The 17,343-nt window shown below is 41.9% G+C and carries 18 protein-coding genes and 1 pseudogene; 15 read left to right on the top strand and 4 right to left on the bottom strand.

Annotation, left to right across the window (positions count from 1 at the left end; all coding sequences use genetic code 11):
* Positions 1-308: 308 nt before the first annotated feature.
* On the top strand, positions 309-1,088 hold the full coding sequence (locus tag DYI25_RS08135; protein WP_041965805.1) for a CsxC family protein: 780 nt from the start codon (positions 309-311) through the stop codon (positions 1,086-1,088).
* A 117-nt stretch (positions 1,089-1,205) separates the two neighbouring features.
* Entirely contained in the window at positions 1,206-2,315 is a 1,110-nt protein-coding gene (locus DYI25_RS08130) for a hypothetical protein (protein ID WP_213367897.1), read from the top strand.
* Between the two features lie 42 nt (positions 2,316-2,357).
* On the opposite strand, the gene DYI25_RS08125 is transcribed toward DYI25_RS08130, so the two are convergent.
* Both DYI25_RS08125 and DYI25_RS08120 read right to left on the bottom strand, forming a co-directional pair.
* Positions 2,358-3,188, bottom strand: coding sequence for a CsxC family protein (locus DYI25_RS08125; protein WP_213367896.1), 831 nt, complete (start codon positions 3,186-3,188; stop codon positions 2,358-2,360).
* Between the two features lie 258 nt (positions 3,189-3,446).
* Positions 3,447-4,232, bottom strand: a complete 786-nt coding sequence (locus DYI25_RS08120) for a CotY/CotZ family spore coat protein (RefSeq protein ID WP_213367895.1) — start codon at positions 4,230-4,232, stop codon at positions 3,447-3,449.
* 194 nt (positions 4,233-4,426) lie between these two features.
* Here DYI25_RS08120 and DYI25_RS08115 point away from each other — a divergent pair, with 194 nt between their 5' ends.
* The 7 genes from DYI25_RS08115 (at position 4,427) to selB (ending at position 13,435) form a co-directional block, all read left to right on the top strand.
* Positions 4,427-5,011 carry a branched-chain amino acid aminotransferase gene (locus tag DYI25_RS08115; protein WP_213367894.1) on the top strand — a complete coding sequence of 195 codons (585 nt, stop codon included), beginning with the start codon at positions 4,427-4,429 and terminating at the stop codon, positions 5,009-5,011.
* Between the two features lie 160 nt (positions 5,012-5,171).
* The gene (hutP, locus tag DYI25_RS08110; protein ID WP_213367893.1) at positions 5,172-5,606 is read left to right on the top strand and encodes a hut operon transcriptional regulator HutP; all 435 of its coding nucleotides are present in this window, start codon (positions 5,172-5,174) and stop codon (positions 5,604-5,606) included.
* 261 nt (positions 5,607-5,867) lie between these two features.
* A complete protein-coding gene (gene hutH, locus DYI25_RS08105; protein ID WP_213367892.1) occupies positions 5,868-7,388 on the top strand; it encodes a histidine ammonia-lyase in 1,521 nt (506 codons plus the stop codon).
* A 28-nt stretch (positions 7,389-7,416) separates the two neighbouring features.
* Positions 7,417-9,078: a urocanate hydratase gene (gene hutU / locus DYI25_RS08100; protein ID WP_213367891.1), complete on the top strand. Its 1,662-nt coding sequence runs from the start codon at positions 7,417-7,419 to the stop codon at positions 9,076-9,078.
* Positions 9,079-9,144: 66 nt separating this feature from the next.
* On the top strand, positions 9,145-10,449 hold the full coding sequence (hutI, locus tag DYI25_RS08095) for an imidazolonepropionase (RefSeq protein ID WP_213369488.1): 1,305 nt from the start codon (positions 9,145-9,147) through the stop codon (positions 10,447-10,449).
* Entirely contained in the window at positions 10,418-11,359 is a 942-nt protein-coding gene (gene hutG, locus DYI25_RS08090) for a formimidoylglutamase (RefSeq protein ID WP_213367890.1), read from the top strand. The genes hutI and hutG overlap by 32 nt, the downstream gene beginning before the upstream one ends.
* Positions 11,360-11,551: 192 nt before the next feature.
* Positions 11,552-13,435, top strand: coding sequence for a selenocysteine-specific translation elongation factor (gene selB, locus DYI25_RS08085; RefSeq protein ID WP_213367889.1), 1,884 nt, complete (start codon positions 11,552-11,554; stop codon positions 13,433-13,435).
* Between the two features lie 159 nt (positions 13,436-13,594).
* Here the strand turns inward: selB and DYI25_RS22435 are convergent.
* Together DYI25_RS22435 and DYI25_RS08080 are read right to left on the bottom strand one after the other, a co-directional pair.
* Positions 13,595-13,732, bottom strand: a pseudogene (locus DYI25_RS22435) (DUF3231 family protein); the annotation flags it as partial.
* A 127-nt stretch (positions 13,733-13,859) separates the two neighbouring features.
* Positions 13,860-14,063 (bottom strand): thioredoxin, encoded by a 204-nt coding sequence (locus DYI25_RS08080; RefSeq protein WP_213367888.1) that lies wholly within the window; start codon positions 14,061-14,063, stop codon positions 13,860-13,862.
* Positions 14,064-14,291: 228 nt separating this feature from the next.
* On the opposite strand from DYI25_RS08080, the gene DYI25_RS08075 reads away from it, so the two are divergent.
* The 6 genes from DYI25_RS08075 (at position 14,292) to DYI25_RS08050 (ending at position 17,343) form a co-directional block, all read left to right on the top strand.
* Complete coding sequence (locus tag DYI25_RS08075; RefSeq protein ID WP_213367887.1) at positions 14,292-14,888, top strand: class I SAM-dependent methyltransferase; 597 nt, start codon at positions 14,292-14,294, stop codon at positions 14,886-14,888.
* A 189-nt stretch (positions 14,889-15,077) separates the two neighbouring features.
* The gene (locus DYI25_RS08070) at positions 15,078-15,794 is read left to right on the top strand and encodes a class I SAM-dependent methyltransferase (RefSeq protein ID WP_213367886.1); all 717 of its coding nucleotides are present in this window, start codon (positions 15,078-15,080) and stop codon (positions 15,792-15,794) included.
* A 5-nt stretch (positions 15,795-15,799) separates the two neighbouring features.
* Positions 15,800-16,258: an NUDIX hydrolase gene (locus DYI25_RS08065; RefSeq protein ID WP_249745285.1), complete on the top strand. Its 459-nt coding sequence runs from the start codon at positions 15,800-15,802 to the stop codon at positions 16,256-16,258.
* A gap of 113 nt (positions 16,259-16,371) precedes the next feature.
* Positions 16,372-16,752, top strand: a complete 381-nt coding sequence (locus DYI25_RS08060; protein ID WP_213367885.1) for an HIT family protein — start codon at positions 16,372-16,374, stop codon at positions 16,750-16,752.
* Positions 16,733-17,167 carry an NUDIX hydrolase gene (locus DYI25_RS08055; protein ID WP_213367884.1) on the top strand — a complete coding sequence of 145 codons (435 nt, stop codon included), beginning with the start codon at positions 16,733-16,735 and terminating at the stop codon, positions 17,165-17,167. The genes DYI25_RS08060 and DYI25_RS08055 overlap by 20 nt, the downstream gene beginning before the upstream one ends.
* A 2-nt stretch (positions 17,168-17,169) precedes the next feature.
* The gene (locus DYI25_RS08050) at positions 17,170-17,343 is read left to right on the top strand and encodes a hypothetical protein (protein ID WP_213367883.1); all 174 of its coding nucleotides are present in this window, start codon (positions 17,170-17,172) and stop codon (positions 17,341-17,343) included.

Here is a 17,343-nt window from a genome sequence, read left to right as displayed (position 1 = left end):
ATGAATAACTACTTGTAGTATTCTTAAACCAGCTCCAACACCAATTCCCTCGAGACCCTTGTGCTTTTTGTTCTTCCTCCATACATATTCAAGTCACAGTCATGTTGTCATCACAATAGAAGCAAATAAAACGGAAAAAATTTTTTTGTGTTGCTTTTGGCCAGTACATCTCATAGAAAATCAAGGGTTCATATTGGGTACTTGCCTTGATTTTTGCAAATGCATAAGGGCATATGCCTAGACCCATCTAATCAAAGTGCATAGGATAAAGCATCTTCACTCTAAGGAGTTATAAGGAGGAGCCATGTATGTTTGAATTAGATAAAAATAAAAAGCCTGATTTTGAGTGTAAGCCTTCAACTGATCATTTTGAATGCTCACCTCGGCACCACCATCCACATGTAAGTCTGGGGAAGTTGGTTACCAAAGTTCCTGTCGTTCTTGCGGAACTGACCTTGCACGTGAATCTGGATACGATGATCAATTTTCCAGAACCAGTACTAGAAATTAAGGATATCAAAAAGAGAATAAAATTGACTCAATGCAGACTGCTTTTGCCGACAAATAAATTGTTTATCAAAGGGTTTGTAAGGAAGAATATCCAATATGCAAGTCCGAGTCAGGAAATTGAAGCTTCATCTTCATCATCCGTAGCTTCTGATCTTCACTCATATACAGTTGACATTCCGTTCCAGGTAGTAACAGAAGTGAAGGACTTCCTTTCAAAGCCTGTATTGCCTCAAGTAAACAACCGAAAGGAATTTGACTTTTTCGTGTCAAAACCATTGTCAACAGGATTTCCGGAGAAAGATGAATTGCTGACAAGCGACTTGAGCCAATTTCATCAGGAAAGCTCACAGCACTATAACGAGCTGCCTTTCTGTGAATTAGTATCTAGCCAAATCATTGAATGGGATGAAGCGATTGACCGACAGCCGCTTCCTACATCTTCACCGATCGATGAAGGATATTTCCAGACAATCGAAGAAAAAATGGTCATTGATTTCACAGTCCGCGTACTTCAAAATCAACAAATCCGCGTTTCATCAGCAACAAATGATCCAGATTGCTATGACGAATCAGAATAAATATTAGATAAAAGGCGGGGTATTATACTAGGCACCAATAGTATATGCCCCTTTATGTTTTTACCCCTATAAAGAAAGGAGGGTAGGAATAGGTTGCAATAAAAGCAGACCATTCCATTGAAGATGGAAAACACAAATAGAACGTTTCATGAAATGCATCTATTCCAGGGGAATTGGAGAAATAATTCTGTAGATCGAAGAGTATCCGAACGTGACTCAGAAATGGAAAAAGTTTTTGAGGAAATCGATAAAGATCTAGGCGGAAATTTCAATGAAAGCAGGTTCCGGCCAAAAGGAAAGAGTTCAGGCAAGCCATTGATCCTCGCGCCTCCTGTTATTAAAAGTGTCGAAGAAAAGTCTTCTGCTTCAAGAAGACAATTTACAACAGATGAGGTTGAGGAAGAATCAAGTGAGCTGATTGAAGTCGTAGGTGGCATAGAGGATCATGTAGAGGAGGAAATTCAAGAAGGCTACGAGGAATCGTCTAGTGAAATAATGTTTGAGGAGTCCAGCAGTTTCCATGATGAAGAGGAATCTGTCAACCAATTATTAGCCATAGACGAATACGGTGATGAGCTTCATTATGATGAAAACCATGATGAATCAGTGGATTATCAATATGAATCATCTGAATCTTCCTCGGTACCTATGAAATTAGCTACAGCCGCATACAGTGGAAAAAAAACTAAGATAGAAATGACGAAGGTGAGGCTTCCTTTACATCTGGCAGATGTTGATCTCGAAATTGACATCTTTGATACATTCAGTCTCTCAAGGCCAATTTCCACGGTTTCTAATGTAGAGTGCTCGCTTCATTCGATTGATGCTGAGGTATTGCTGCCATCAGCCAACTTATTCACCAAAGGAACACTTCTACTAAATATTGATTATGTAAGTACTGACGATACAGGGACGATGCATTCACTTAAGTTACACATCCCATGGAAAAAAATCATCCCGGTAAAATGGATTCATCAGCCCGAACTTTCTGCCAAAGACAGCAAGGAATATTTATTCACTTCAAATCTTGGTATGGAAGAAGGATATACCCGTGAATATAGTGAGAGTTTAGTAGAAAAAGTGAATTTCAGTCTATCGAGTTTGCATTGTGTGTGGAATGAACAATTCATCCGAAACGACAGAGTAATGATCCAGGGTACAGCAAGGATGAAAATAGAGCTATTTCAAAAACAATGCCTGGATTTACAAAAGCTGCTTTCGCTATAAAGGAAAACAGGGTGCCTCAGGTGAGACACCCTTGCTTTGGTGTTAGCCTTCATGGCGTTTCATTAATGCATCCATTCTGTGCTTCATGTTTTTTGGCTCGTGCTCCATTTTATAGTCCTCTTCCCAAGAGGATGATGACGATGATGAAGATGACTCTTCTTTATCTTTGTGTCTATGGGAATGGTCTAAGTCAACCTGCTGCTTCTGAAGCAATTTGAAGAATAAACCAACCTCCATCTTTTCAGTGATGCGGCTGAATCTGCCCCAGTTGTCAAAATCCTTGAAAAGGTCTAGGTCGTTGACGAAAGAAGCAAGAAGTTTGCATTCAATTGGCTCATTATAGTATTCATACGTAAATGCTCCAGAGGTGCACTCGTCAGCTCCGTGGCCTTTTTTATCAATGAATCTTCTTTCATAGACCGTGTTCTTCTGGCTTAGATGTTCGTAATCAGGATAGTTGAAGACATGGACTGCTTCACTGCAAGTAAATGGTACATCTACACTGTGGTCCTTCAGCAAGCCACTGCATTGTTCTACATACTGGATATTTTTATGAACCACACCAGATATATAGAGTTTTACCTTTTTGTAATCCATTGCAGAGCGGATCGCCTTGCATTGAGTCAAGGAAACGTTTCTGCGCATATGCTTGATTTCACGTGCTGCAGTTGGGAGCTCGATGTCAGATTCAACTTCAACTTGTAGTTCTACTTCGGCCAGAGCTACATCGATGTCGGCGACTGGGAATTTGAGTTTGTTGCCATATGGATGGAAGGAATCACTATCGCAATCTACCCGAATCGTTTTTGCTTTATCACAAGAAAGCTGTGGCGGGCAGCCATGGTTCGAGTTGCAACCTGTATTTCTCTTCATTTTTTTCACTCCTTTTTTATTATAATCAAAAGCAGTAAGAAACAGATTGTTTTGTTTCTTTCTTTTGACTTACTATTTATATATGCCAGTACAACGGCAAAGGAATAGACGAATGATACAGGGCAATCACATATTTTTTTATTAGTAGTGAAAATGTTGAGAGAATTAGGGATAAATGTGATTAATAGACAAATAAAGGAACCCCACTTGATGTGGGGTTGAAGAACAATATTGAAAATCCACTAGTATATCCTCGCTTTAGCGTCGAGAGCATAACATCTTCTTAGGATCCATCTTCTTCGCTTTTACAGGAGGGAAGCAAGTAATGCCAACAAAATCCTTTAAATCAACTTCGAAACAAGCTCCAGTCCTTGTGAATCCCTCGATACCGTGATGCTTTCCTTCACATCGTTCCGGACAGAGCAGCTCAAGAATTGCGCAGCAGTCAGATCCTTTCACAAAGTCAACTACCCGGAAAAAACTAGACTTGATATCAAAAAAGCAGCCATCGATTTTTACAACACCTGTACCAACAAATGTTTCGCAGTCTCCTTTGCTGCAGCCGCATAATAATTTGAACGGTATTGTATCTAACTTTGATTTATTGCATGGATTAAGCAGCTCTTTGATCGACCGGTCGCAGCTTACATCACATCCATCTTTTCTTTGATTTACCTTGTGCTGTGCTTCATTTATGTCCCTGACCTTTTTGCATATACACTTGTCGGAATGTTTGTCATCATGGTGCCCTTTTTTACAGCCGCAGTCATGAAAATCATCGTCCCAGTCTTTATGCTTTTTCCAATCCTTGTGGTCATCCCAATCTTTGCGATCGTCCCAATCTTTGCGATGGTCCCGATCTTTGCGATGGTCCCGATCTTTGCGATGGTCCCGATCTTTGCGATCGTCCCAATCTTTGTGATCGTCCCAATCTTTGTGATCATCCCAATCTTTGTGCTTATCTCTATCCCGGTGCTTAGATTTTTCCTTCTTATGAGCGTAATCATCGTCTGGTCGATGATCATCTTTGTAATAATAATTCATAAAACGCGCCTCTCCTTTCTTATAGAGTGGTGATGTACTAACAGGATATGGGGAAAAGCAGTGATTTGTATGGGGATGTGACTATACTGGCGAAATTCTTAATAAAGTTTTGGGAAAACTGATAAAGATATTTGCTATTTACAAATTTACCATTCAATATAAATAGCAGTTAAATAAATATGGAGGCCATAAATATGTTGAAAAACCAGATGGAGAAGTATATAACATCACAAAAGGATACTGTTGAATTACATACTGAAGAAAAGCAATATGCAGAACGTCAAGGGCTGCTTCATGGAGTCCAAACAAAAGAATTAGAGCCTAATGCTCGTTTTGCGGAAGCTTATATTGAAAGAGGCAACAAGGAAACTGAAGAGTTCCTCGATGAAGAATCATCCGAGTTTCTGAATCAGCCAATAGGTTATTTTAAAGATCGGAAAAATGAATTCATGTATTTGGAATCCAGGTGGTTTGACCTGATCGGAGTTGATGCGGTCAGTCTTGAAAAAGATGATGTGTTTGGAACTTATGATGTTATGCTGGGATTAAAGCTTCAAAAGAAATTTGAATCTGGCATCAAGAAGTACCTTCAGGAAAACCTCCATGGTGAAGGGGCAAGATATGATTTGATGTTCGATGCCAATGAAGGTATATGGAGCCTGAATTTCGCATTGAATGTACTGGATGGATACAAGGAAGATTTATCTATTGGAGAGGCTTATTCTCTAATCTACGGGTTTCTGTTCGGGCTGGCTGAGTCAGTTGAAAATAAGCAATAATCAAGCGCCTTTTGGGCGCTTTTTCAATGCTTTAGCATGGTATCATACTACTATATTAGAATACTAAAATTTGCCATATCGGTTGACATTGCCACCAAGGAAACATAAAATTAATATAAGTTATTAGTCAATAGTTAAAATTCAGAAAACGGGGTCAATCATGAGTAAAGTTGCGATTGGTAAAACAGCGATCCTGCTGGCATCTTTTACGGAAGAAGAAATGGCTTTTTTTCAAGATACTTTAAAAGATGTAAGCTATTGCCTTGGCAAAGTAGGATCAATGAACATGCAAAAAGTTATTTCAGCAGTGGAAACTGCTGCCAAACGCCATGGTCTCATCCATCCAAATTTGTACCGTGAAACTCATGCACTATACCATGCGATCATGGAAGGTATGGAAGGGGTCACACGAGGTCATCTGTCCATCGGCGAGATGAGCCGCACTGTCGGCCTTCGTTTTGCCGTCGTCCGTGGAACACCCTTTTCCGATGAAGAAGAAGGAGAATGGATTGCCGTCGCTTTTTATGGAACGATTGGCGCTCCTGTAAAAGGGTCTGAACACGAAACGGTCGGTTTAGGAATCAATCACATATAAAGTTGCATTGCCTATAGTCCACTAGTCAGTAGGAGGCGATGATGGTTTAAGTATGCCATTGTCGCCTCCTTTTTATTTTGAGATGAAAAAGTTTAAATTTCACTTCGAGAAATGTCCAGCTTCAGCGCCTAGCCCCTCGAGTCGCTTCGGTCCGCCCAATGAAGTCAAAAAACGACTTCACTGGTCGGCCCTCCAGCGCTAGTCGGTGCTTACCAAGGCGCTTGCGCATTTCTTATATCGAGCGATCAGGAGGTTAGGAGAATGGTTGTTTTAACAGGAGAAACGTTAACTTTGGAGCAAATCAGGCAGGTTTGCTACCTAGACGAGGTAGTCGCTATCAGTCCCGATAGTATGAAGAAGGTTGCTGAAAGCAGGGAAGCAGTAGAGAAAATCGTTGCCGACAAGCGTACAATTTATGGAATCAATACAGGATTCGGCAAATTCAGTGATGTCATTATTAATGAACAGGATGTCAATGCATTACAGTTAAACCTGATCAGGTCACATGCATGTGGTGTAGGAGAACCGTTTCCGGAGGTCGTTTCACGGGCGATGATCTTACTAAGACTTAATGCGTTGATTAAAGGGTTCTCGGGAATCAGGCCAGTAATCGCTGAAAGATTGAAGGAATTGCTCAACCTGCGGATCCACCCGGTTGTCCCGCAGCAAGGCTCACTTGGTGCTTCGGGTGATTTAGCGCCACTATCCCATCTGGCACTAGTACTGTTGGGTGAGGGCAAAGTGTTTTATGAGGGAAGGGTTTGTGTAACAGAAGAGGCATATAAAAAAGAAGGTCTTGAGCCAATTGTATTGCAGGCAAAAGAAGGTCTTGCCCTTATTAATGGAACCCAGGCAATGACGGCAATGGGTGTGGTCAACTGGATTGAAGCAAACGATCTGGCACATCAATCAGAATGGATTGCTGCCCTTACAATGGAAGGATTGGAAGGGGTCATTGACGCATTCCACCCAGCGATTCATCAAGCTCGCGGCTACCAGCAGCAAATGGATGTAGCGGAGCGAATGAGGGGTTTACTGGCTGGCAGCAAGCTGACGACTCGACAAGGCGAGAAAAGGGTGCAGGACGCTTATTCATTAAGATGTATTCCTCAGGTACACGGTGCCTCATGGCAGGCGCTCGATTATGTAAAAGAAAAGCTGGAGATCGAAATGAATGCAGCAACAGATAATCCGCTCATTTTTGACGGGGGAGACACCGTCATTTCGGGTGGTAATTTCCACGGCCAGCCGATTGCGATTGCGATGGACTTTATGAAAATAGCTGTTGCTGAATTTGCCAGTATCTCTGAAAGAAGGATTGAAAGACTGGTAAATCCGCAATTAAATGACCTGCCCCCATTCTTAAGTCCGCAACCGGGACTTCAGTCTGGTGCGATGATCATGCAGTATAGTGCTGCTTCACTAGTTTCTGAAAACAAGACTCTCGCTCATCCTGCAAGCGTAGATTCCATCCCATCCTCTGCCAATCAGGAGGATCATGTGAGCATGGGAACGATCGCTGCTCGGCATGCTCACAATATCATTCAAAATGTCAGACGTGTACTAGCGATTGAGTGTATTTGTGCCCTACAGGCAGTCCAATATCGTGGTGTTGAAAAAATGTCCCCTAAAACGAGGGCTTTCTACGAGGATGCCAGAAAAATAGTACCTTCCATCACTGAAGATCGAATTTTTTCAGAAGATATTGAAAGACTTTCAGATTGGCTAAAAAAAAATAATCGGCAATGGACAGCTATAAAAAAGCAAGAGAGCCTGGTTTGAAAATTAAAAATTGAGGAGTGTGGAAACGATGGCAATTGAAGCAAAACGCAATATTAAAGCAAAAAAAGGTCTTGAACTTGAATGTAAAGGCTGGGAGCAAGAAGCGGCACTAAGGATGCTTTATAACAATCTTGATCCAGAGGTCGCTGAAAAGCCGGAGGAACTGGTTGTATACGGCGGAATAGGGAAGGCGGCACGAAATTGGGAAGCATTCGACGCAATTGTTGAAACGCTGCGCAGGCTGGAAAATGATGAGACGATGCTGGTCCAATCTGGTAAGCCTGTCGCTGTATTTAAAACTCACAAGGCTGCACCAAGAGTATTAATCTCCAACTCCGTATTAGTTCCTAAATGGGCGAATTGGGACCATTTTCATGAACTTGATAAAAAAGGCTTGATGATGTACGGCCAAATGACTGCTGGAAGCTGGATTTACATTGGTTCTCAGGGAATTCTCCAGGGCACATACGAAACATTCGCGGAGGTTGCGAGACAGCATTTTGGCGGTACTCTGAAAAACACAATTACTTTGACTGCAGGTCTTGGAGGAATGGGAGGGGCACAGCCATTGGCTGTCACGATGAACGGCGGAGTGTGTATTGCGGTTGAAGTGGACCCTGAACGTATCCAAAAGCGTCTTGATACCCGTTATTGCGACAAGATGACCCATTCAATCGAAGAGGCAATCGAGTGGGCAAAGGAAGCTAAACACAAAGGCACAGCACTTTCAATCGGACTTGTAGGCAATGCAGCAGAAGTCCACCTCGAATTGCTGTCCAGAAACTTCAAAGTGGATATTGTCACGGACCAGACTTCTGCACATGACCCATTGAATGGCTATATCCCTTTTGGGTTAACTTTGGATGAAGCTTCGAAACTGCGTGTAGAAAACCCTGAAGAATATGTGAAACAATCTTCTTTCTCAATGGCTAAGCATGTCGCATCCATGCTTGAATTCCAGCGGAGAGGAGCCGTCACTTTTGATTATGGAAACAACATCCGCCAGGTGGCTAAGGATCATGGAGAGGAGCATGCTTTCGACTTTCCGGGATTTGTACCTGCCTATATTCGTCCTCTGTTCTGTGAAGGAAAAGGACCTTTCCGCTGGGCTGCTTTGTCAGGGGACCCGGCTGATATCCACCGGACAGATGAACTGATTAAGGAGCTATTCCCGGAAAATGAAGCCCTTCAGCGCTGGATTGACCTGGCCCAGGAAAAGGTGGAATTCCAGGGTCTGCCTTCACGGATTTGCTGGCTTGGCTATGGTGAGCGAGTGAAAATGGGATTGGCAATCAATGAACTCGTTCGAAAAGGTGAATTGAAAGCGCCGATCGTAATTGGACGCGATCATTTAGATAGTGGGTCCGTTGCTTCTCCAAATCGTGAAACAGAAGCAATGAAAGACGGCAGCGACGCAGTCGGTGACTGGGCGATCCTCAATGCACTAGTCAACGTCGCAGCTGGTGGCTCTTGGATCTCTGTCCACCATGGCGGCGGCGTAGGCATGGGATATTCCCTTCACGCTGGAATGGTCGTAGTGGCTGATGGCACAGACCTTGCTGAAGAAAGACTTAGAAGAGTACTGACTACAGATCCAGGAATGGGTGTAGCCCGACACGCAGATGCAGGTTATGACAAAGCGATTGAAACAGCGAAAGAAAAAGGCGTCGATATCCCTATGCTACCCTAAATAGTAAAGAGGCAGTGTTTGGAGTGGTCGAAACCAAACATTGCCCGTTCTGTAACAACTTATTCGATGAAAAAGAAAGGGTGGAGAAGATTGACATACGATTTAATTGTTCACAATATTGGCCAGCTTATTTTGCCCAAAAGCTCGGATAAGCCACTGAAAGGGCAGGAAATGAAAGAACTGAACATAAGTGAAAACGCAGCAATAGGAATCTTGGATGGGAAAATTGCCTGGCTGGGTTCTAATGCTGAAGCTGGATCACATAAGGCTACAGAAAGAATTGACGCCCAGGGAAAGGTTGTTTCTCCTGGCCTCGTTGATCCTCATACTCATCTGGTTTTTGGGGGATCTCGTGAACATGAACTATTATTGAAGCAAGCTGGAGTACCGTATTTAGAAATCCTGGCTCAGGGAGGAGGAATTTTATCGACGGTAGGGTCCACTAAAAAAGCAACAGAGGAACAATTGTTACAAAAAGCTTCATTCCATCTTGAAAGAATGATTTCTTACGGAGTTACGACCTTGGAAGCTAAAAGTGGATATGGCCTGGATGCTGAAACAGAGCTCAAGCAGCTAAGGGTAATCAAAAAATTAAAGGAAAAGTACCCCGTTTCTGTCGTATCGACATTTCTTGGGGCCCACGCTGTTCCACCCGACTTTAAAGGGAAAGAGGATGAGTTCCTGGAAGAAATGGCCCGGCTGTTTGATGATATCAAGGAAGCAGAACTTGCTGAATACGTGGATATTTTTTGTGAAACAGGTGTTTTTACAATTGAACAGTCAAGGAAGTTTTTGCAGCAAGCAAAGGAAAAGGGATTTGGCTTAAAGATTCATGCGGATGAAATTGATCCGCTTGGCGGTACAGAACTTGCTGTGTCATTAGGGGCAGCAAGTGCAGACCATCTGGTTGCCGCCTCTGATGAAGGAATAAGACAGCTTTGCGAAGGAAATACAGTAGCTGTTCTACTGCCGGGAACGACATTTTACCTGGGGAAGGACCATTTCGCCCGTGCGAGAAAGATGATTGATGATGGGGCGGCAGTCGCTCTGGCGACAGATTTCAACCCGGGAAGCTGTGTTACTGAAAACCTGCAGATGATTATGTCACTGGCTGCATTGAAGCTGAAAATGTCTGCGGAAGAAATCTGGAATGCAGTCACGGTCAATGCCGCCCATGCAATCGGAAAAGCATCTCAGGCAGGGATATTAGAAGAAGGACGTTCAGCTGATTTCGTCATCTGGGATGTGCCTAACTATAAATACATCCCATACCACTTTGGTGTGAATCACGCACAAAGTGTTTACCATTCAGGTGAAAAGCTTTGGGAAAGGACCGCTTATGGTGAAATTCAGTTATCTTCAGCCAGGTAAACAAGCGGTTTTCAAGGATCGATTCGTCACAAAGGTCAATGAATGTCTGATACCTTATTCAGAAGGAGCGAAAGGCGATATCGGCTTAATCGGCCTTCCGTTTTCTAAAACCTCCATTTCTTTATCACAGGCTTCAGATGCGCCGAAGACAATAAGGGCAAACTTGAGCTCATTTTCAACTTTTTCTGGAGAAAAAGAGAAAGATTACAAGAATATTAGCATCATTGACTTCGGTGATGTGCAAACACATCCAACTGATTTAGAGGAATCCATTGAGAGACTCCATGTTAGTGTTAGGGAAATGCTCGAAAATAACGCTTGTCAAAGGTATATCATGCTTGGCGGAGACCATGGTGTCAGCTTTCCTTCCATACGCGCTTTCAAGGAGCATTACGGAGAAGTAGGGGTTATTCAATGGGATGCACACCATGATGTAAGGAATCTTTATGATGGAGGACGGACAAATGGCACACCATTCCGAAGTCTTATTGAGGGTGGTCACTTAAAGGGTGGAAATCTTGTACAGGTTGGGATTCGTGATTATGCGAATGCGAAGGAATATCACGATTATACAAAAGAAAAAGGGATTTCTGTCTATACAATGGAAGATATAGAGAATACAGGGATCATTCCTATCATTAAAAAGGAACTGGAAAGACTATCTGAATTAGTAGATGTAATTTACTTATCTGTTGATATGGACGTCGTTGATCAGGCTTTCGCGCCCGGGTGCCCGGCAATTGGCCCCGGTGGGATTACCAGCAGGGAATTACTTGCAAGTATCTCTGCTGCCGCTTCCCATGAAAAAGTTAAGGCGATGGATATCGTAGAAATAGATCCTTCGAAAGACTTCCGGGATTTGACAAGCAGGCTGGCAGCTGCCTCCATGCTTCGTTTTATGTACAACTGATACTCAAATTAAACAGCCTGCAGACCGTTCTATTTGTCTGCAGGCTGATTTTTATTAAGGCAAGAGTGGCCAAAATATTTACTGCTTTTAGCAAGAATTTGCAGAAATGTAATTGTCTAATTTTCGTTGCTTGAACTATTTAGCTTTTAAAGTTAGAGTTATTTTATACATATCAAAAGAAGGTGTAAGCATTTGAGCAAAAGGTATTTTACCATTGGGATGGCAGGTCATATTGACCACGGGAAAACATCGCTGACCAGGGCGTTGACGAACGTGGATACTGATCGCCTGAAAGAAGAAAAAGAACGGCAAATTTCAATTGAACTTGGCTTTGCGCCATTATATGAGGATGAAGAGCTGCAAATTTCCGTCGTGGATGTGCCTGGACATGAGCGGTTCATCCGCCAGATGATTGCCGGCGTTGCTGGAATTGACCTTGTAGTACTGGTAGTTGCTGCGGATGAAGGTGTCATGCCACAAACAAGGGAACATCTGGATATACTAGGGTTCCTCGGAATCCGTTCTGGTATTATTGCGATCACAAAGATCGACAGGGTGGAAGAGGAATTCATAGAACTTGTGAAGGACGATATTTTAAGTGAGCTTGAAGGGTCAGTCTTTGAGAATGCCCCTTTTATGATGGTCGATAGTCTATCTAAAAAAGGCATCCATGAATTAAAAGAATTGATCATTGAAACGCTGAAAGAGCAAGAAATGCGTGATGCTAAGGGGGCTTTCCGGCTGCCGATTGACCAGGTATTTACGGTTAAAGGACAAGGTACCGTAGTCAGAGGTACCGTCTATGAAGGGACAGTTGAAGAGGGCCAGCTTTTAAAAGTCTTGCCGTCCGGAGTTGAAGTGAGAGCACGTCAGCTGCAGGTGCATCATCAGCCAGCAAAGTCGGCTTACGCAGGGCAGAGAGCAGCCATCAATCTATCGGGTGTCTCAAAAGATGATCTTGAAAGAGGGGAAGTCCTTGTCTCTTCTGAACATTTTATCGTAACGAATACGATTGATGTCGCTATCAGGGTTGTTGAGGACCTTGAGCATTTGGTAAAACAAAGAACGCCAATTAAGTGCCATATCGGTACCGCAGAAGTAATGGGCCGGATTGTCTTTTTTGACAGGAATGAACTAAAAGAGGACAACGGGGAAATACTTTGTCAGCTCCGTCTTGATGAAAAAATCGTCACGAAGCGTGGGGACCGGTTTATCGTCCGCCGGCCAAGTCCGCAGGAAACGATTGGCGGCGGATGGGTAATAGATCCGCGTGGAAATAAATATCGATTTGGACAGCAGACAATCCAAGAGCTTGAGAAAAAGAAGGCAGGGACACCAATTGAACGAATCAATGCCGCTTTATATGAAGCAAAAAGTTTATCTGTCGAAGAACTTATAAAACGAACTGCTCTTGATGAAGGATCGATTTTGACCAACTTGAATGATGAACAATTCGTCAAGATTTCGAATAAGGAATACGCTCTTGTATCAGTAGTCGAAGTCATTGAAGAAGATATCAAGGACCGGTTAGAGGATTACCATCAAGAAAACTCTATGCGAACTGGCAAGAATAAAGCCGAACTGCTTCAATCACTGCAAAAAACGTTCTCTAAAACCCTGCTTGAATTTATTATCGATAACGGCATCAACAATGGCTTATTTTCCAGGAAAGAACAGTATATTTCCCTGGCCAGCTTTGTTCCTCATGTTCCGAAAAACTGGGTGAAGCGGACAGAAAATATGCTTAACGAACTTAAAGAAGATGGCTTGAAGGTTGCTTATCTGAATGATTATTTAAAAAATGCGGGCATTCCGGACTCCATTGCGGTTGAGTTGAAACGCTTCCTCGAAGATCAGGGGAAAATCGTTCTTCTTGATGATCAATATGCCTGGTATGGCGCTCATTTTGCTGATGCTGTAGAGAGGCTAAGAAAGCATACAGGAGATGAGTTCGAAGTGCCTCAGGCCAAGGAAGCGGTGGAGTTATCGCGGAAATACATGATTCCTTTCCTCGAGCGTCTTGATTCACTAGGATATACAAGAAGAGTCGAGAACAAGAGGGTATGGAGGAAATAGTCTTAAATGTTCTCGCCTTGATTATTGCTCTGAACATGTTCTTGAAGCATTTTAGAGGTGGGTTAAGTAGGATATAAAGCAAAAAATGTTTCATTCAAAAAACAGCAGATCCTCGGACCTGCTGTTTTTATTTTGATTAAGTTTACATAACAATATTATTTAACCCTCTGTGTGTTTAACTTGCAATGGAGGAGGAACGAGCCATCCCTTTGTTTTATTCAATTTCAGCATCTTAGCTCCGAATTGTGCTTTAGCCATATGGAACTGGCCATACATTACGCCTATATCTTATCTGATGGCTTGTCCAATCATGGTGCTGGCATCTACTGAGCCTTCTGTAACATTCATCTGACGGGAAATTGATATATGAAAATTGCTTAAGCTTGCCGGAATGACAAAGAGCTAGGTAATTCCAAGCTCTTCATCATTCCCCGAAAAAACCTTCGTAAATTTTGTTGAGATCATCCCTTAACTTTTCAACCTGCACAATCCTGGCCTCCCTTAAATATTCACGCCCATCTGCGTAGAGGACAAGAACGGGAACAGTGAATGCCATCAGGAATCCAGCGATTTCTTCAACCTTTCCAGCATTGACTAAACCGGTTTCGATTTTAGGGAAATCTTTCATCACTTCCTCAACCTGAGGGAGCAGACCATGGCAGACGCTTCAACTATCGGTTAATACATAAATAAAGCTTAATTCATTGTCACTGATCAAGCTTTTAACTTCCTCCATTGTCGTTAATTCTTTCATTTAAATATACCTCCTTATCCCCATTTAAAAATAGAATAGCCTTATGTTCTTTAATCATACCAAAAAAGGGTAATGGGTATAATAATATGGAGGAGTGATTGAATGGGAAATCCTTGGCATGAACGTTTTGGTACTGACCAGTATGTATATGGTGAGGAACCAAACCTTTTTATAAAAAATCAGGCAATCAGGCTGGAAAAGGGGAAGAAGGTTGTATGTTTCGCTGAAGGAGAAGGCAGGAATGCTGTATACCTTGCTAGACAAGGTCATGAGGTTACAGCCTATGACTATGCACTGAATGGTTTGAAAAAAACTGAAGCACTTGCTGAACGGTATGGTGTGGACATCAGGACAAAACAAAAGGATTTAATCCATGATCCAGTACCAGTTGCGGAATTCGACGCAGCGATCATGGTTTTCGGTCATTTTGCTAAACAAGATCAAAAAACTGTATTTGATAAATTAGTATCGGCAGTAAAACCTGGTGGCATAGTTATGATGGAAGTATATTCAGAGAATCAGGTCAGATATGGAACAGGCGGGCCCAAAACAGTTGATATGCTATACGATCCGGCAGACCTATTACAATGGCTGAAAGGATTTAAAATAATCCACTTCTTCTATGGGGAACAGGAAAGAATTGAAGGTCAATTGCATACCGGGGTTGGTCATGTGATTCAGGTTATTTTGAAAAAATAAAGCTTTTTATAATAGCGAATCTTCTGAAAAGAAGGTCGCTTTTTTCTATTTTTACAAGGATTTTCCAATGATTTGCCGAATTATTTACACAGTGAAATAAAGGATCAAGCAAAACGGCAACAAACGCCAAATGCATCTGATATCACCGGTGAGAGGCTAAACGATAGAGGTTTTTTAGGAGGGGGTTTTATGAAAGAAACAATAAATAGCTACGAGGATTTATTAAGAATGTTAGATCATCTTTTGAAAGAAGAAAGTGAATTTAGTTGGGATAATTTTTATTCTGATCGAGAAAGAAAAGTTCCTTTTTTTGAAAATCATCCCGATGAGAATTTAGTGGAATATATCGAAAAGAAGAGACTTAACGCGGGAAAAGCGTTGGAATTAGGCTGCGGACCTGGTAGGAATGCAATCTATTTGTCCAGGAACAGCTTTCATGTTGATGTAGTCGACCAGTCAGAAGAAGGGCTGGTATGGGCTGAAGAAAGGGCAAAAGAACACAGGGTACAAGTGAATTTTATTAAAAGCAATATTTTTGATTTGGAAATTGAAGAAGGTACATACGATCTTGTCTATGATTCCGGATGCTTTCATCATATTCCCCCGCACAGAAGAATGAATTACATTGACCTTGTTAAGAGAGCTTTAAAACCCGGAGGCAATTTTGCACTTACCTGCTTTGTCGAGGGAGGGGAGCTTGGAGGATCAGATATATCGGATTGGGAAGTCTACAGAGGAAAAAGCATGAAAGGCGGTTTGGGGTATACGAAAGAAAAACTAATGGATATATTTCATGAATTTAATGCTGTAGACATCCGGACAATGAGGGACAATTCTCCTGAAGATTCACTATTTGGATCATCCGCCCTACTGGCTGCTTTATTTAAAAAAGACGCGATGGAGTGAAAACCTTGGGATATATTACAGAACTGAGAAAACTGGTCGGTCACAGGCCGCTTATCTTGCCTGGTGCGGTTGTCATGATTTTTAACAGAAAAGATGAATTGCTTCTGCAGCTTAGGAGCGATGGAGGCTGGGGCCTTCCAGGGGGATTGATGGAATTGGGAGAAAGCCTTGAAGAAACCGCCAGAAGAGAAGTTAAAGAAGAAACCGGACTTACTGTAGGAGAATTAACACTTGAAGGTGTATTTTCGGGTGCTGAATACTATTTAAAAGTGGCGAACGGGGATGAACTTTATTCCGTAACCACCGTTTTTTCAACAAATGATTATCAGGGAAGCCTTGAAGTTGATGAGTGTGAGTCACTTGATTTGAAATTTTTTAGTTTAGAACTATTGCCTAAAAATCTGCAGCCAAGTTATATGAAATATATAAAACCTTATCTTCATAAAAAGGGCTTAGATTCCTAGATAAGAAGAGAAAAGCTTTATTATCTCAAATGAGTACAGAATTGAAAAAGCTTCATTAGGAATCCGCCCGAGGTGAAAACAGATAACAAAAGTTGCTTTACAGGAGTGTTCTTATGACTGAACAAAAATGGGAAGATTTTTATTGTGATGAAGTTTTGTCAGGCAAGACGCAAGTTGAAATAGTGGTGGAAACTGAGCATTGCCTCGCTTTTTATCACACCCGTCCATATTATGAGGTACATTTTATTGTCATTCCCAAAAAACATATTTTATCATTTCTAACAGTATCTAATGAGGAAGCGGAGATTTTGAGCGATGTTCTTCAGGTAGTGAAGCAGGTTGCCTCTAAGCTCGAAAAGGATTATGGAGCATGTACGATCTCTACTAACATTGGAAACTATCAGAGCAACAAGCATATGCACTGGCATGTCCATTTCGGTGCGAAGGTACGTGACGAACAAGGGCGATTGCTTCATGATCACCAAGCAAAATAATGGCTTTGAATTAATAGAGTTGATCGAAATGAATGAAATGGAAATCGACCAGTATCACCCACTGGCAGGCTCTTATGCAATAGTTGAGAAAAATGGGAGTTACCTCCTTGGATACAATAGCATGAGGGAGAAGGGTGAAACACCTCGGGATTGCGCGCAAAGAGAACTGCATGAAGAAACGGGACAGTTCGTTGAGAATCTTATATTTATTGGATTGGCGAGGGTGAGGAATCTTCTTAAGAATATTGAGAAGTTCAATCCGATATTTTACGCGACAGTTTGTACATTACACCCATTCCAACAAAATGAGGAAACGATTGCGATAAGACTTTGGGATTTAAAGGATATTATACACATTGACCAGGTCGATTTGGCAATATTAGAATATGTAAGTTTATTAAAGTTGAGGGATTAAAGTTGAAAAATAAATTCAACTTTCGCCAGGCACTATTCATAGGCTTTTTTGTCGCTACACTCATAACGTTCGCAAGGAATATGTTCGATTGGGAAAATGGGATTTACTTAGGGATTTTTGCTTTTATTATTACGATAGCAGTATCTTTTATCGCACAGAAAGTGATCAAAGATTAA

The organism is Mesobacillus boroniphilus (assembly GCF_018424685.1).
Taxonomy (GTDB): Bacteria; Bacillota; Bacilli; order Bacillales; family Cytobacillaceae; genus Mesobacillus; species Mesobacillus boroniphilus_A.
This window is presented reverse-complemented; position numbering and strand designations above follow the sequence as displayed.

Bases quoted from the DNA above. Each gene is read 5' to 3' on its own strand.
- hutP (WP_213367893.1), top strand. From the start codon at position 5,172: ATGAGTAAAGTTGCGATTGGTAAAACAGCGATCCTGCTGGCATCTTTT.
- DYI25_RS08075 (WP_213367887.1), top strand. From the start codon at position 14,292: ATGGGAAATCCTTGGCATGAACGTTTTGGTACTGACCAGTATGTATAT.
- hutH (WP_213367892.1), top strand. From the start codon at position 5,868: ATGGTTGTTTTAACAGGAGAAACGTTAACTTTGGAGCAAATCAGGCAG.
- DYI25_RS08055 (WP_213367884.1), top strand. From the start codon at position 16,733: ATGATCACCAAGCAAAATAATGGCTTTGAATTAATAGAGTTGATCGAA.
- DYI25_RS08115 (WP_213367894.1), top strand. From the start codon at position 4,427: ATGTTGAAAAACCAGATGGAGAAGTATATAACATCACAAAAGGATACT.
- DYI25_RS08080 (WP_213367888.1), bottom strand. From the start codon at position 14,063: ATGAAAGATTTCCCTAAAATCGAAACCGGTTTAGTCAATGCTGGAAAG.
- DYI25_RS08070 (WP_213367886.1), top strand. From the start codon at position 15,078: ATGAAAGAAACAATAAATAGCTACGAGGATTTATTAAGAATGTTAGAT.
- hutG (WP_213367890.1), top strand. From the start codon at position 10,418: ATGGTGAAATTCAGTTATCTTCAGCCAGGTAAACAAGCGGTTTTCAAG.
- DYI25_RS08060 (WP_213367885.1), top strand. From the start codon at position 16,372: ATGACTGAACAAAAATGGGAAGATTTTTATTGTGATGAAGTTTTGTCA.
- hutI (WP_213369488.1), top strand. From the start codon at position 9,145: ATGAAAAAGAAAGGGTGGAGAAGATTGACATACGATTTAATTGTTCAC.
- DYI25_RS08135 (WP_041965805.1), top strand. From the start codon at position 309: ATGTTTGAATTAGATAAAAATAAAAAGCCTGATTTTGAGTGTAAGCCT.
- hutU (WP_213367891.1), top strand. From the start codon at position 7,417: ATGGCAATTGAAGCAAAACGCAATATTAAAGCAAAAAAAGGTCTTGAA.
- DYI25_RS08125 (WP_213367896.1), bottom strand. From the start codon at position 3,188: ATGAAGAGAAATACAGGTTGCAACTCGAACCATGGCTGCCCGCCACAG.
- DYI25_RS08120 (WP_213367895.1), bottom strand. From the start codon at position 4,232: ATGAATTATTATTACAAAGATGATCATCGACCAGACGATGATTACGCT.